The organism is Thermomicrobium sp., assembly GCF_053493975.1.
In genome coordinates this window covers 42,426-56,279 of sequence record NZ_JBRBZA010000067.1, presented here as the reverse complement: position 1 = coordinate 56,279, position 13,854 = coordinate 42,426, and the positions used below count along the sequence as shown (strand labels likewise).

Here is a 13,854-nt window from a genome sequence, read left to right as displayed (position 1 = left end):
GCGAGACGACGAACTGCCACTGGGCGGTGAAGCTGCGGCCCAGCTCGTCGGTCGCGATGGCCGTGACCACGAAAAAGCCGGGTTGGAGCGTGAGCTGCGCACTGACGGTCCGAGTGTTCCGGTCACCGCTCTCCGTAACCGGTAGTTCCCGACCGTCGAGCGACAAGCGGACGGAACGCAGGCCGCTCGGCGTGGTCGCCGTGACGGCGATGGTCACCGATCCGGGGGCCACCGTCGACCAGGGTGCCGGACGCAGGTCGCGGAAGGTGGGCCCTTCTCGTACCCCGCCTCCACGGGTCGTCACTACGCCGGTGGCCTCGAAGTCCCAGAAGAACGAAAGCGTCCCGGCCCGGAACACCAGAGCGTCGACTGCTCCCTGCCAGCCTCCCCAGCCGCTGCCCAAGCAGCCGACACCGATACCGAGCCCGCCTTGCCCCCCTTCCGGCACCGCGAGTCGCGCGTTCGGGAAAGCGAGCGCATAACTCATCAGGAGCCCCGGTGCACCCTGCAGCAATCCCCCCAACCCCCGCTGCGACCACCAGCGCCCTCCAGCGGCGCTCCACTCCTGCCAGGTGAGCGGGGTGACCGTCCCATTGAGCTCGGGCTGGTAGATCAGGCGGTCGTCCGCCACCCCATCCCCGTTCAGATCGACGTCGAGGAAGAGGTGCGGCGCGTGACCGGTACCCCGGCTCACGAAGGTCCAGTAGCGGAGCTCGCCGATCGCCGTCAGGGGTACCTCCACGACTCCCGGCTGCACGAACTGCGACCAGACCTTCCCGTCATCCACCGCAGCGACCGAAAATTGGAGGCTACCCGTACCATGCGGCGGCGAGGCGGGACCGGGGCCGAAGCTCTGGGTCGCGAAACCGCGCCCGCACGCTTCGACCGTGCCGCTCCAGCCATCGGTCGTCACTTGCGCCCGCGCTGGAAGGAGCGGCATCGCAAGAGCGAGGAGCAAGACGAGAAGCGATCCGAGCCGTACCCGGTTTCCCAGAGGACTCCTGCGCATCGACTACCCTTCCCTTACGGCGCGCATCGCTGGCGCGGCCCATCCCTCGCGAGGGAGATGTCTTCCCCTAGCCTAGCTGGCCCCTTCCTGCCTGGCAAGCAGTCCCAGGATTTGGCGATATCGCGATATCGTGATATCCTTGTGCAGGATGCCGAGACGGCAGGAAATGGGAGGATGAACCATGCGTCGGTTGGAACGACTGTTGCGGATTCTGCAGCGCGAGAGCGCGCCGGTCAGCGACCCCACCTTCGCCACCTACTACAGCTCGCTGGTCAGCCAGGTGGGGAGCGGTGTGCCGACGATCGAGGAGGCCCGCCGCGACTTCGAGCCGGTGCGCCGCCTCATCGATCGGGCATTCATCGCCTGAGCCTTGTCACGCTGGCCCCCCCTGGCCGATACTGGTAACGGCCGATCAGTGGAGGGGGGCCAACATGCCATCGCTCGACCGCGACCAACTGCTCGAACTGCTCTTGCGTGACTTGGAGCAACCGCTCGCCGAGCGCCCCGAGCTCCGCGCATTCGCGGTCCGCGTCGCGGAGGCGATCATCGCTGCACTGGCCGAGCACGAGCGGCGACGACATGCGATCACTCCGGAGTTCGGCGAAGAGGAGCGAGACGGATGAGCGGGCAACGACCAGCCGTCCGCTTCGGAATCGGCACTGGTAATCGGCGTCCCTTTCCCGAACTCCTGACCCAATGGCGGTGGATCGAGGAACTCGGGTTCGACACCGCCTGGGTCGTCGATCACTTCATGGCCGCCGACAACGAGGACACCCCCTATTTCGAGGCCTGGACCCTCATCGCTGCCCTCGGTGTCCAGACCGAGCGCCTGCGTTTCGGCGTCCTGGTGAGCGGCAACACCTACCGCAACCCCGGGCTCCTCGCCAAGATGGCCGTCACGCTCGACCATGCCACAGGAGGGCGAGTGGAACTCGGTATCGGCGCCGGTTGGTGGGAGCGCGAGCATCGCGCCTACTCGTTCCCGTTTCCGAGCACTGCTGACCGGATCGCCATGCTCGAGGAAGCGATCCAGGTCATCGACCGGCTGCAACGCGAGCGTCGCGTCACCTTCCGCGGTCGCTTTTACCAGTTCGAGGACGCCCCCTTCGAACCGAAGCCGATCCAGCAACCGCGCATTCCGCTGATCGTCGGAGCCTTCAAGCCGCGCATGTTGCGCCTCGCTGCCCGCTACGCCGATATCTGGAACACGCGTGGCGAACCGGACGAAGTCGGGCCGCTGGCCGACTTCGTCCGGGAGGCTGCCCGCGAGGCCGGGCGCGCTGAAGACGAGATCCGCTTTTCGGTCTTCACCTGGCGGCCTCCGTTCGAAAGCGTCGAGCATTTCCGCGCCGTCGCGCTCGCTTATCTCGAACGGGGATTCACCGATCTCGTCTTTCCGATGCCGCCCGAACCGCAGTGGTCGGTCTTGGAACGCTGCGCTCGCGAAGTGATTCCGGAACTCCGCGAGCGCGCCGCACAGACTCGTCGAGCACAGTGACCGGGACGATACACGACAGGAGGTGATTCCCGATGGTGTCGGCTGCTGAGCGCTGGGAGAGCGCGCTGACGCCGGACGATTATCTCGCCACGATGCAGCAGTACCGTGACCAGTTCGAGGCCAACATCGACCGCACGCGCATCATGCCAGGGGATTGGGCTGCCTTCGGGCAGGAGCCATTGCTCATCCTGGTCATCACCGAGGACTGGTGCCCGGACTCCGTTCAGTTCGTGCCCATGGTCATCGCACTGGCACGCCGGATCCCGACGGTAGAAGTACGCATCCTGCGCCGCAGCGAGCATCAAGATCTCGCCGATCGCTATCGCCGGCCGGACGGCTCGCAAGCGATCCCGACCTTCGTCCTGCTCGATGCCGAGATGCACGAACTCGGTTATCTGGTCGAACGGCCGGAGCAGGCCACGCAGGAACTGCGGGAAGCGCTCGCCGAGTTCGCAGCCCAGCATCCCGAACTCGAGGGTGTCACGCGACCGTGGTCCGAGATGCCCGCCGAGACACGCATGGCTGTCCGCACCTTTCTCGCGGAATGGCGTGACCGGCAGTTCGACCGCTGGACGCGCTATCTCTTCGAGGATCTCGCCGAGATCGCCAAGACCGCCCGGGTGCGAGCAGCCTGAGTTCACCGGAAGGGGAAGTACGCCATGCGCGCAGAGGACCGCCCGGGTATCCACACGACCGTCTACCGCCAGCCTGGTGGACATGTGCCGACCGAGGCGACGGAAGCGGTCGGCTTGCCGGTCGACCGAGTGGAGGGGCAAACGGTCATCGTCCGTCAGAGTCGAGTCAATCAGCTCAGCGGTAACCGCGTGCGCCTCGAGCAGTCCCGAGTCGATCACGTCGAGGCACGTTCCGCGCAAACCGACCGGAGCGCGATCCGTCACCTGGAGGCTGAGCGGGCAGTGACGCTGCGCGGCGCCGTCGCCTGGGCACAAGCACGCGACGTGCGGGCAGTGCGCACACGGATCGCCTTTCTCCAGGCCGACCGTGTCACGGTCGAGGACGGACGCGTCGCGCTCGCGGTCGTCCGCGAACTCGCCGGTCCAGCACACCTCCGCCTGCCATTGGCAGCCATCGGAACGTTTCTGGCCGGAATCGTGGCGGGGCTCCTGCTGGGTCGCCTGCGCGATCGCGATAGGGGGTGAGACCATGGCGTCGAGCCATCGCCTCTTGCGCTTCTTGGCCTCGAGCGCGCTCGGCATCGCCGCTGGCGCCCTGGTCGCTGCCGCCCTGGCTTCCCAACGACGGCAGCAGGTCGAGACGATGCTTCGCCAGCGTTGGCAGCGGGCACGCCAGGCTGCCGAGTCGGAGGCGGTCGAGACCGAGCAGGAACTCTGGGCACGCTTCCGCCAACTGGTGGGGCTGTCGTCGCAAGACGGGCTCCCGCGCGATATCACGCCTCGGTCGCACTGAGGCAGGCATAGGCACGCACCGGCACCGCCGAGCCACCGCGGATCGGGATCGGCGCGGCGTGGAAGCGGAACCTGCGGCCGAGCAGCCGCGCGAGATCGCGAAGGTTCTCCACGATGGGAATCCCAGCTCGTAAGAGCTGGCTGTGCACCGGTCGGCTCCGGTTTCGCACGTCGTCGATGTTCCAACTGTCGATACCGACCAGCACCGCACCGGCCGCGACCAGCGATGCCGCCGCCTCTTCTGTCAGATACGGGTTGGCTGCCAGGTACCGGGCGGTTCCCCAATAGCGATCCCAGCCGGTACAGACCAGAACGGCCTGACCTGCCAGCTGGAGCCCCTCGAACCGCTCGGCGCCGATGGCCAGCCCACCACGAGCGACCTGCCACCGCACGTCGACGACGATGCCAGGCACAGCAGCGACCCGCTCCAGCGGGAGCGCTGCGAGATCGAGTCCGTCCTCCCAGCGATGGAACGGGCTATCCAGATACGTCCCGGAGTTGCCGACGAACGCATAGCGGTGCACGACGAAGGTCGTTCCGCTCGCATAGTGCAGTGCCATCTCCGCTCGCGTCCTGAACTCCAGGATCTCCGGCGCGGGGAAGCCGGGGAACATGGGAATGTCCGGAGCGAACGGATGAGTGAGATCCACCAGCATGGCCCTTCCTCCCTCTCTCTTCGGTCGCCGAGACCACTGGCGAGCATCGTACCGGATCGCACTCCGACATCGTGGACTTTCCATAATCACGCTATCGCGAGTGCGCCTCTGCGTGTGCACCTGCGCTTTCGTGGTCACGCGCACGGCCGTCCGCCTCGCTCCCTCGTCGTCGCGTATCCTGGTGACGATGCGCCCGCCGACTCGTACGCGAGGCTCGAACGAAGCGAACGGGGATGACCGCGTACGACCGAGATAACCATGGCTGGCGATCCTATCCCCGGGGACTTCTCGTCCTGGCCCTCGCAACCTCCGTCTTGTTTCTCGCTCGGGGTATGGTCCTTCCTTTTCTCGTGATCTACTTCGCGCAGGTCGTCGGTATGGGCGAAAGCTTGGCTGGAGCAGGCATCGCGCTCTCATCCGTCGTCGGCATCGTCGCGACGCTCGCGCTGGCCAGAACGATCGACCGCTCTGGGGCCCGCCGCATCCTGCTGCTCGCCTTGCTGACCATGGCTGCTGTCCATGCCGCACTCTGGCTCGGTCGCTCGCCTGGGCTCTTCCTTTGCCTGATGAGCCTGTTCGGTATCGCCATCAACGTCTACTGGCCAGCCTCCGATACTCTGGCGACTGCTTTCCTTCCACCGGAACGGGCTGGCGAAGTGTTCGGCCTCCAGCGGGTCGCCAATGCGCTCGGCCTCGGTCTCGGTGGCTTGGTCGGTGGCTGGCTGGTGACTGGAGGCGACCCGGCTGCGTATCGGACGAACTTCCTCGTCAGCGCCGCCGGGATCCTCTGCGCTGCGCTGCTCATCTGGTGGTTCGTTCCCGCTGTGCACCGCCGGAGCGCCATGGACCGGACAGCTTTACACGGCGATTGGCGAGGGCTGCTCGCTGATCGCCGCTTTCTCGCCAGCCAACTCCTCCTGCTGCTCGGCGTCGCTGGCTTCACGCAATTTCAAGTCAGCGTTCCACCCTTCTTGCGGGAAGAAGCCGGATTCCGCGAGCGCACCATCGGCGCACTCTTCGCTGTGAACACCCTAGTGGTCGTCCTGGCACAGGTTCCGGTCGCCCGCTGGACGACCGGTCGCCCTTTCGGTCATCTCTTCGCTGCGACCGGTATCGGCTGGGCGATCGCGTACGCATCGTTCGCGCTCGCCCCGCAGACAGCCGCCGCCGCCTCCGTCGGAGTGCTCGTCTACTCGCTGGCCGAACTCCTCTTCATGCCCGCTTCGGGAGCTGTCGTGGTGGCCCTCTCCCCACCCGACCAGCGCGCGCGGGCATTGGCATTCGCGAGCGTCGTGTGGGCGATCGGATGGGGTGGGGCTGCTTGGATCGCCGGAGTCCTCCTGGAGCGTCAGCTCGCGCACCTTCTGTGGAGCGGGACGGTCGCGGTCATGCTCGGCCTGGCCGTCCTCGCCGCGAGGCTCACCACGTTTCTCGGCGGACAACCCTCGACCGAACAGCCAGCCAGTACCGGACTGGAGCGAGAGTCATGAGCGGGCCGCCGACACTGATCGCCCTCCCCTGGAAAGGTCTCAGCAGCAGCGAGGCGGCAGATCGGCTGCGCCGGTTCGGCCCGAACGAACCGGCACCGTCTCAGCAGCGCCGGGCTCTGGTGCAGTTCGCACGCCTCTTCCTCGAACCCTTGACGGTAGTGCTCCTGGCGGCCGCCTCGATCACGGCCCTACTCGGCGAGTTCGTGGATGCGGCGCTCATCATGAGCATCGTCCTGGCGAGCACGACCATCGATTTCCTCCAGATTTATCGTTCGCAAAAGGCGGTCGAGAAGCTGCAAGCAGCTCTGGTACCCACCGCGACGGTCCTGCGCGATGGGCAATGGCGGGAACTGCCGCGTCGGGAACTGGTCCCCGGCGACATCATCCGACTGAACGCTGGTGATCTCGTTCCAGCCGATGCTCGCCTCCTGGAGACGAGCCACCTCACTGTCCAGCAAGCAGCACTCACCGGCGAATCCCTTCCTGTCGACAAAACGGCGGATCCCTCGGCCCCAGCGAGCACCGATCCGCATGCGCCGCACATGGTTTTCCTCGGCTCCTCGATCATCTCCGGGACCGCCATCGCCGAGGTCGTCGCGACAGGGAAACGGACGCTGTTCGGCGGCATCATCGCTCGCCTCGGAGCGCCCCCGCCCGAGACGCCTTTCCAGCGTGGTCTCCGCGATTTCAGCCTGCTCATCACCAGGACTATCGTGTTCCTGGTCCTCCTGACGCTCGTGGTCATGCTCGCGCTCGGTCGACCGCCCCTGGACGCCGCGCTGTTCGCTGTCGCGCTCGCCGTCGGTCTTACGCCGGAGTTCCTGCCGATGATCGTGACCATCACGCTCGGCCAAGGAGCCCTCCGGATGGCACGCCAGCGTGTCCTCGTCAAATCGCTTCCCGCGATCGAGAACCTGGGGAGTGTCGATATCGTCTGCAGCGACAAGACTGGGACGCTCACCTGCGGTGAGATGCAGCTGGTCGCCGCGGTCGATCTCCACGGCCACGACTGGCCGCGCGTACCAGCTGGGTTGGCTCAACGCCCGCACGCAGTCAGGTCTCGCCAGCCCGTTCGATCGCGTGCTGCTCGCAGGTGACGTCCCCGAGTATGCGGATATCGTGAAACGCGACGAGCTGCCGTTCGATTTCGAGCGACGTCGCGTTTCGGTGGCGGTCCAGGTGGGTGGTCGAGTCCCCCTCCTGGTCACCAAAGGTGCCCCGGAGACGATCTTGCCGCTCTGCACGGCCTACGAGGACGAAGAAGGCGTGCACCCACTCGACGAGCCGTTGCGGGCGCAGGCTGCAGCGCAATTCCGGCAGCTCAGCGCCGAGGGGCTGCGCGTGCTGGCCGTCGCCTGGCGCCACTGGGAAGTGGAACGCCCGATCGAGCTCCCTGACGAGAGCGACCTCGTCTTCGCTGGATTCCTCGCCTTTGCGGACCCACCGCTTCCCGAGGCCGCGGAGGCGATCCGCCAGCTGGCTGCCGATGGCGTGCGCGTCAAGCTCCTCACGGGCGACAACGAACTGGTGACAGCCGCCGTCTGCCGCGCCGTCGGTTTGCCCGCTGGACGGATCGTCCTCGGCAGCGAACTGGAGCGACTCGACCCGCTCGCGCTCGAGCGGCTGGTCGAAGAAGTCGACGTGTTCGCTCGCGTGACACCGGCGCAAAAGCACCGGATCGTACTCTCGCTCAAGGCGCGAGGACACGCGGTCGGCTTTCTGGGTGACGGCATCAACGATGCACCCTCGCTCCATGCCGCGGACGTCGGCATTTCGGTCATGAATGCGGTGGATATTGCGCGCGAGGCAGCGGACATCGTCCTGCTCGATCGCCGTCTTTCGACGCTGCACGAGGGGATCATGGAGGGACGACGGGCCTTCTCCAGTGTGATGACGTTCCTGCTGATGGAGACGAGTTCGAATTTCGGCAACGTCTTCAGCATGGCAGGTGCGGCAGCGCTTCTCCCATTCCTCCCCATGCTGCCGCACCAGATCTTGCTCAACAACTTCTTGTACGACCTGGCGCAGATCGCCATCCCACGCGACCGCGTCGATCCGACGCTCACGGCCTCCCCTCGACGTTGGGACATCGGGTTCGTACGAGCAGCCATGCTGGTCTTGGGCCCCATCAGTTCCCTCTTCGACTTCCTGACCTTCGCGGTGTTGCTGGCGCTCTTCCACGCCGACGAGCGCCTCTTCCACAGCGGGTGGTTCGTCGAATCGCTCGTCACCCAGTGTCTCGTCGTGTTCGTCATCCGCACTGCACGCGCCCCCTGGAGGGCAAGACCGAGTTGGACCCTCACTCTGAACGTGCTCGCCATTGTCGGCATCGGGTCAGCGTTACCCTTCAGTCCGTTAGCTGGGTCGCTCGGCTTCGTCCGGCTGCCACCCAGCTACCTCCTCTTCCTCGCCGTCGCGGTGACCAGCTACCTCGCCCTGGTCGAAATGGCGAAGCGTGGCCTGTACGCCTGGTGGAACCACCATCAGCGGGAGACCGTCCGACCAGGCCGGGCATAATCGGTCGGATCGATCCAGGGGCACCCCTCCGCCAGGCGCGTCACTCGAAAAGGCGTCACATCGCGCGACGGGCCCCCGGAGACGATCCACTCCGCCAATGCGCGCCCGATCGCGGGAGCAGTCTTGAACGACGTTCCCGAATCACCGAGAAACGCGAACAAGCCAGAATACTCCGGAATCGGCCCGAAGAGTGGCCGCCCGTCCGGACTCTGCATCACCATACCCGCCCAGCCACCGCGCACGATCCCGTCAGCCAGCGCGGGGTAGCGACGCGCGATCGCTGCCCTGGCCTGCGCGACGAAGCTCGGATCGGCTGTCTCCGGATAGTCCTCCGGGTCAGCCAGCTGGACACCCGCTTCCAAGCCGACCAGCGTCGCGGTCTTGCCCTCTGGCCGATACCACAAGCCGACTGCCGTATCGATCCCGCAACAATGCGCGGGTGCCGGCTCGAGCGGCCAACGGAAGACGACGACCTGCACCCGACGCGGCAGCAACTGATAGTCGAGGCCGAGCGGGGCGAGCAGCCGGTTGGCCCAGGGACCCGGAGCGAGAACCACCACGGGAGCAGCGATCGGTCCGCGCGTCGTCTCGACGCCAGCGACTCGTTCCCCTTCGAGCAGCACCTCGGTGACCGTCGTCGCCGGCCAGAGCGTAGCACCACGCTGCTCCGCTCGGGCGAGCAACCCCAGTGTCGCCGCGATCGGGTCAGCATACCCACTCTCCGGCTCGTAGGCCGCCATGGTCAACTCACCCAATTCGCGCCACGGCTCGAGTTCGGCGACCGCTGCGCGATCGAGCAGCGTCACCGGAACACCGAGCGCCTGTTGCATCGCCACGTTCGCGCGCAACTTTGCCTCATCCTCCGGTGCGACGACTTGCAGGAAGCCGGTGCGGACGAAGGGCGAGGGTGTCCCGATCCGACTCTCCCATTCCTGGAAGAAGCGGAGACTCTGGAATGCGAGCTGAGTTTCGTGCGGGTTAGGATAGTGCAGCCGTACCAGTGCCCCAGATTTTCCGGTTGCCCCCGAAGCGGGAACGCGGCGCTCGACGACGAGCACATCCCGCATCCCGAACTCGGTCAGCCAGTAGGCGACACTCGCACCGACGATGCCTGCGCCGACGATCACCACCTCAGCAGTCGCCGCCATGCCTTCCTCCTCGGTCGTGGTCATCCAACCAGGTCGCTCCGCACCGGTCAAGTGCGCACGCTGCTCCGCGGCCTGGGCGAGCGGAAGCACGTGCCCGCCCACGGCGTAGCCAGTCGGGAACGATCCCTGCTGGCGGGCTCGCTCGACGTGCGCTTCGTGAACAGTGCGCAGTACTCCGGGCGGTAGTCCCAGGATCTCTCGGTCCTAGGCGGCGACGCAGTGGCGATAGTCGTGATACCTCCTGGAGTCGGCATGACTCCCGAGGGGGAAGCGAGCACCCCGCACGGGCACACCGGGAAGAGCGAGCGCTCGGCTACCACTCGGAGGACACGCGACGCTGCGCCGCGCGGCCAGCGGATCGAGAGGGAAGATATGCGCGGCTGATCGGCCGTGGCGGCTCGCGGAGCACCACCCAGTCCTTTGTCGAAGAGAATAAAACGCGCGGAGCACCGGGGGACGGAGCGCTCCGCGCGCCAAGGGAAGGGAAGGGATTGGGGTGCGGGTCGGTCAGCGGGGGTGCTTCCCGCCCGCCGACATAATCGTACCACTCGACAGAAGTCGTTGACAAGGGGGTCACCACCGAGCCGGAACCGACAGCGGGAAGTGCTCCTGCTTCCCCGCCCTGACCGACCGAGAACGACGATGCCTTCCACCACGATGGCCACTCCGGCGAGTCAGCGCACACGCATAGGGGGACGGTGCGATCGCGGGCATGACCGTGCCGCCGGTTCTCCCCGTTTGGAGGGCAATCGCTCCGACCTGCTGGCGACGCCCTCTCTTCCCACGGGGGAGCCGACAACTCCCGCAGTGCTGAGCTTTCCGCACGGGTCGGAGAGCGGAGCGACAGCGATCATCTCCTCGACTGTCCCCTGATACCGCGCACGCTCGTACCCGAGTCCGCCATGCCGACGCTCGCCTGGCGCACGGCTCGCCGCCGGCGAAGAGGTCCCCTTACCTTGCTATACTCTGTATCAGACTCTGCGCGGATGGGGAGTGTCCGAGGGCAGGGGTAGCCGATGGCTGTAAAGCGTGACTATTACGAAATCCTGGGCGTCAGTCGTACGGCGAGCCAAGAGGAGATCCGCCGGGCCTACCGGCGCCTGGCTCGCCAGTATCACCCCGACGTCAACAAGTCGCCGGACGCCGAGGAGAAGTTCAAAGAGATCAACGAAGCCTACGAAGTTTTGAGCGATCCCGACAAGCGCGCAGCCTATGACCGCTTCGGTCATGCTGGCGTCCAGGCTGGTGTCGGCGCTGAGCCGAGCGCGGGCGCCGATCCGTTCGGCTTCGGCTCGCTCTTCACCGATCTCTTCGATTCCTTCTTCGGCGACATGACCGGCACCGCCCGGCGCCGGCCGACGCGCGGCGCCGATCTCGAGGCCACGATCGAACTCACGTTCGAGGAAGCGCTGCGCGGAGTGGAGAAGGAGCTGGAGATCGAGCGGCTGGAACTCTGTCCGGATTGCCGGGGAACGCGGATGCGCCACGGCGCCCGTCCCACCACGTGCCCGGTGTGCGGTGGGACTGGACAGCTGCGTCGTTACCAACAGACGATCCTAGGCGCGATGATCACGGCCACTACCTGCAGCCACTGCGGGGGCGAAGGCCGCGTCGTCTCCGATCCGTGCCCGACCTGCCGCGGACGCGGGCGCACCGTGCGGCGACGGACTGTCCGCCTCGAGATCCCCGCAGGCATCGAGGACGGTGCCACGCTGCGCTTGACCGGCGAAGGGGAGCACGGTGAGCCGGGCAGCGCACCCGGCAACCTCTATGTCCACGTCCGCGTCCGACCCCACGAGCTGTTCCGCCGCGAGGGGACGACACTCTACCTGGATCTGCCCATCAACGTGGCCCAAGCAGCCTTGGGTGCCGAGGTCGAGGTACCGACCATCGACGGGCCGGTGATGCTCACCATTCCCCCGGGGACACAGCCCGGCCAGCGTTTCCGCCTGCGCGGCAAGGGGGCACCGGAACTCGGCAGCGAGCGGCGCGGCGACCTCATCGTGACCGTGCGAGTCGTAGTGCCGACCGAACTCACGCCGCGCCAGCGCGAGCTGTTCGCTGAACTGGCCGAATCGCTCGAGCGGCCGGACGTACACGAGGCGCACCGCAAAGGCTTCTTCGAGCGGATCAAGGAAGTGCTCGGCGTCTGAGCGATCGGCTCGTGGCGCGGAGAGGTTTCGCCGCCTCGGCCGAGCGCACGACCAGCGGTCCAGCGCAGCTGGAGTCACTCGTCATAGAACGGAGAGCGGCGGGCACATCCCGCCGCTCCCACGCCAGGTCCGCAGAACGCCCTGCCTCGGCGATCGAGGCAGGGCGTCCCGTTCACGAGCCGGGCAAAAGACCCACGACCGACTGATAGAGGTCAGCGGCCGAGTTCCCGAGCAGGCTCAGCGCACCGACCACGGCCAAGGCGATGAAGAGAAGGATGAAGCCGTACTCCACCAAGCTTTGCCCGGCGAGATCTCCCCGGCGACGCGGCCCCATGAGTATCCCCGATCTCGTCATCCACCTCCACCACCAAGTTGACCAGCAATGTTGTTGAAAAGACCCCGAATGTTGGTGCCAATCAACGTCAGTGCACCGATGACCACGACGGCGACGAGCGCGAGGATGAGCCCGTACTCGACGAGGCTTTGCCCCTCGGCCGCTCGGCCCTTCTGGGTCTCCCACCAGGCCAGCACATCGTACACGTATCGCTCCAGCATGGCTCTTTACTCCCTCCGAGAATCGTCGCCGGCCGATGACGGCTCGACTCGATGACTCCGTCTGCCCGGTCCGACCGCCTGCTGCCGCTCGCCGAAACCGTCACCTCCCTTCCTGCTGTCACAGCTCGGTCGGTCAGCGCGGGTGTCTACTGCCACAGTACGGTGGGAACCCAGCAGGCTCGTAGGTGCAGTCGTCTCGACTGGAGTGGGGAACTTCGGCGCGACCCGATCGGGGGAGGACGGTCTGGCCAACGTGCGAGGCAGACTCAGGACTCAGGTCAGGGGTACGAGCAGCGTCCCGCGCCAGCGCTCTGCCGCGATCGCTTCCTCGGCCAGACTGGCACCCAACCGCTCCAGCCGTTCCGCGACCAGCGGATCGAGCGGCGGCAGGGGATCGAGCGCACCTGGACCACCAGCTTCCAGAACCGCTACCAGCTGGGCCGGCTCGACACGCAGCTCTATCGTGAGTTCCGTGACACCCGGCTGACGAGCTGCCCGCAGCGCCAATTCCTGCAGCAGGCGATAGATCAGGTGCGACAAGGGAGGCGCGAGTCTCGCCTCCTGCTCCGGTCCGGTGACCGCAACGCGCTCTAGTCGGCTCACCCGAGCCAACTCGCGGAGATAGCGACGGAGTGTCTCCACCAGCCCGATCTCCTCGAGGAGGCTGGGCGCCAATTCGAGCAGCGTGCGCCGCAACCCCCGCACTGCTTCGCTGGTCAACTCGCGCAGCCGCAGGAGCTCGGGACGCAAGTCATCGGCCTGCTTGCGCTCGACTTGGAGACAGATCTCCACTTGCAGCGCGACCGCGCTCATGAGCTGCACGAGTTCGTGCTCCAGTGTCCGGCGGACCAGCATCCGCTCACGTTCGGCAGCCGCTAGCACGTCCACAGGGCTGCCCAGCGGGCCGGTCCCACCCAAGAGGCGCGTGCGTCGGTCACCACCACGCTCGGTCACCGTTTGCAGCTGGCTCTCGGCGAGCACGAGCAGCTCGCGCAGGCGTTCCTGGTAGAGCAAGAGACTCTGACGGCGCTCCTCCAACTGCTCCATCTGGTTGCGGAGCATGAAGAGGCGCAGCGTCGCTTCGTGAAGGGCCCGATAGGCATCGCGGATCTCGCTGCGCGGGTACGCTTCTAGGTTGCTCTCGACCTCGCGCAGCCGCGCGCTGAGCTGGATTTCGCGCTGGCTGAGTCGCTCCACCTCGGCGGCGGTCTGTGCCAACAGCAGTTCGATCTCTTCCAGCGAGCGTCCTGTCTCGCCCAGTTCGGCGCGACAACGCTCCACCGTGCTGCGCAATTGCTCGGTGAAGCTCACGCTGGTCCGCTCGCCGGTCATCGTCACCCCCCGACGCTGACTCTAGAGAGACGATCGGCCGTCGACAACGCCCGGTGCCTAGGAAAGAAG

At 66.5% G+C, this 13,854-nt stretch carries 15 protein-coding genes and 1 pseudogene; 10 read left to right on the top strand and 6 right to left on the bottom strand.

All coding sequences use genetic code 11. The features are described from left to right. A pseudogene (locus tag ACWIVK_RS11045) lies at positions 1–1,009 on the bottom strand (hypothetical protein); the annotation flags it as partial. A 181-nt stretch (positions 1,010–1,190) separates the two neighbouring features. Between ACWIVK_RS11045 and ACWIVK_RS11040 the strand changes: the two are divergent. From ACWIVK_RS11040 to ACWIVK_RS11015, 6 genes are all read left to right on the top strand, one after another. Then, a complete protein-coding gene (locus ACWIVK_RS11040) occupies positions 1,191–1,376 on the top strand; it encodes a hypothetical protein (protein WP_448576756.1) in 186 nt (61 codons plus the stop codon). A gap of 64 nt (positions 1,377–1,440) precedes the next feature. Beyond that, the gene (locus ACWIVK_RS11035; RefSeq protein WP_448576754.1) at positions 1,441–1,632 is read left to right on the top strand and encodes a hypothetical protein; all 192 of its coding nucleotides are present in this window, start codon (positions 1,441–1,443) and stop codon (positions 1,630–1,632) included. Beyond that, complete coding sequence (locus ACWIVK_RS11030) at positions 1,629–2,507, top strand: LLM class flavin-dependent oxidoreductase (protein ID WP_448576753.1); 879 nt, start codon at positions 1,629–1,631, stop codon at positions 2,505–2,507. Before ACWIVK_RS11035 ends, ACWIVK_RS11030 begins: the two co-directional genes overlap by 4 nt. A gap of 32 nt (positions 2,508–2,539) precedes the next feature. Beyond that, the gene (locus tag ACWIVK_RS11025; protein ID WP_448576751.1) at positions 2,540–3,142 is read left to right on the top strand and encodes a thioredoxin family protein; all 603 of its coding nucleotides are present in this window, start codon (positions 2,540–2,542) and stop codon (positions 3,140–3,142) included. A gap of 24 nt (positions 3,143–3,166) precedes the next feature. After that, positions 3,167–3,667 (top strand): hypothetical protein, encoded by a 501-nt coding sequence (locus ACWIVK_RS11020; protein ID WP_448576749.1) that lies wholly within the window; start codon positions 3,167–3,169, stop codon positions 3,665–3,667. Between the two features lie 4 nt (positions 3,668–3,671). After that, entirely contained in the window at positions 3,672–3,935 is a 264-nt protein-coding gene (locus ACWIVK_RS11015; RefSeq protein ID WP_448576748.1) for a hypothetical protein, read from the top strand. Here the strand turns inward: ACWIVK_RS11015 and ACWIVK_RS11010 are convergent. Beyond that, positions 3,916–4,590 (bottom strand): cyclase family protein, encoded by a 675-nt coding sequence (locus tag ACWIVK_RS11010; protein WP_448576747.1) that lies wholly within the window; start codon positions 4,588–4,590, stop codon positions 3,916–3,918. The two genes, ACWIVK_RS11015 and ACWIVK_RS11010, sit on opposite strands and share 20 nt — an antisense overlap. 233 nt (positions 4,591–4,823) lie before the next feature. On the opposite strand from ACWIVK_RS11010, the gene ACWIVK_RS11005 reads away from it, so the two are divergent. The 3 genes from ACWIVK_RS11005 to ACWIVK_RS10995 are packed head-to-tail and all read left to right on the top strand — an operon-like array spanning position 4,824 to position 8,597. Then, positions 4,824–6,080, top strand: coding sequence for an MFS transporter (locus tag ACWIVK_RS11005; RefSeq protein WP_448576745.1), 1,257 nt, complete (start codon positions 4,824–4,826; stop codon positions 6,078–6,080). Further along, a complete protein-coding gene (locus tag ACWIVK_RS11000; protein ID WP_448576744.1) occupies positions 6,077–7,177 on the top strand; it encodes an HAD-IC family P-type ATPase in 1,101 nt (366 codons plus the stop codon). The genes ACWIVK_RS11005 and ACWIVK_RS11000 overlap by 4 nt, the downstream gene beginning before the upstream one ends. A gap of 22 nt (positions 7,178–7,199) precedes the next feature. Beyond that, positions 7,200–8,597, top strand: a complete 1,398-nt coding sequence (locus ACWIVK_RS10995) for an HAD-IC family P-type ATPase (protein WP_448576743.1) — start codon at positions 7,200–7,202, stop codon at positions 8,595–8,597. Here the strand turns inward: ACWIVK_RS10995 and ACWIVK_RS10990 are convergent. After that, complete coding sequence (locus ACWIVK_RS10990; RefSeq protein ID WP_448576742.1) at positions 8,564–9,745, bottom strand: NAD(P)/FAD-dependent oxidoreductase; 1,182 nt, start codon at positions 9,743–9,745, stop codon at positions 8,564–8,566. The two genes, ACWIVK_RS10995 and ACWIVK_RS10990, sit on opposite strands and share 34 nt — an antisense overlap. 1,016 nt (positions 9,746–10,761) lie before the next feature. Between ACWIVK_RS10990 and dnaJ the strand changes: the two genes are divergently transcribed. Next, entirely contained in the window at positions 10,762–11,898 is a 1,137-nt protein-coding gene (gene dnaJ / locus ACWIVK_RS10985; RefSeq protein ID WP_448576741.1) for a molecular chaperone DnaJ, read from the top strand. A 172-nt stretch (positions 11,899–12,070) separates the two neighbouring features. On the opposite strand, the gene ACWIVK_RS10980 is transcribed toward dnaJ, so the two are convergent. The 3 genes from ACWIVK_RS10980 to ACWIVK_RS10970 form a co-directional block, all read right to left on the bottom strand. Further along, the gene (locus tag ACWIVK_RS10980) at positions 12,071–12,253 is read right to left on the bottom strand and encodes a Flp family type IVb pilin (RefSeq protein WP_448576740.1); all 183 of its coding nucleotides are present in this window, start codon (positions 12,251–12,253) and stop codon (positions 12,071–12,073) included. After that, complete coding sequence (locus ACWIVK_RS10975) at positions 12,250–12,453, bottom strand: Flp family type IVb pilin (RefSeq protein ID WP_448576739.1); 204 nt, start codon at positions 12,451–12,453, stop codon at positions 12,250–12,252. Before ACWIVK_RS10975 ends, ACWIVK_RS10980 begins: the two co-directional genes overlap by 4 nt. A 273-nt stretch (positions 12,454–12,726) precedes the next feature. Continuing rightward, positions 12,727–13,785 carry a hypothetical protein gene (locus ACWIVK_RS10970; RefSeq protein WP_448576737.1) on the bottom strand — a complete coding sequence of 353 codons (1,059 nt, stop codon included), beginning with the start codon at positions 13,783–13,785 and terminating at the stop codon, positions 12,727–12,729. Positions 13,786–13,854 lie beyond the last annotated feature (69 nt).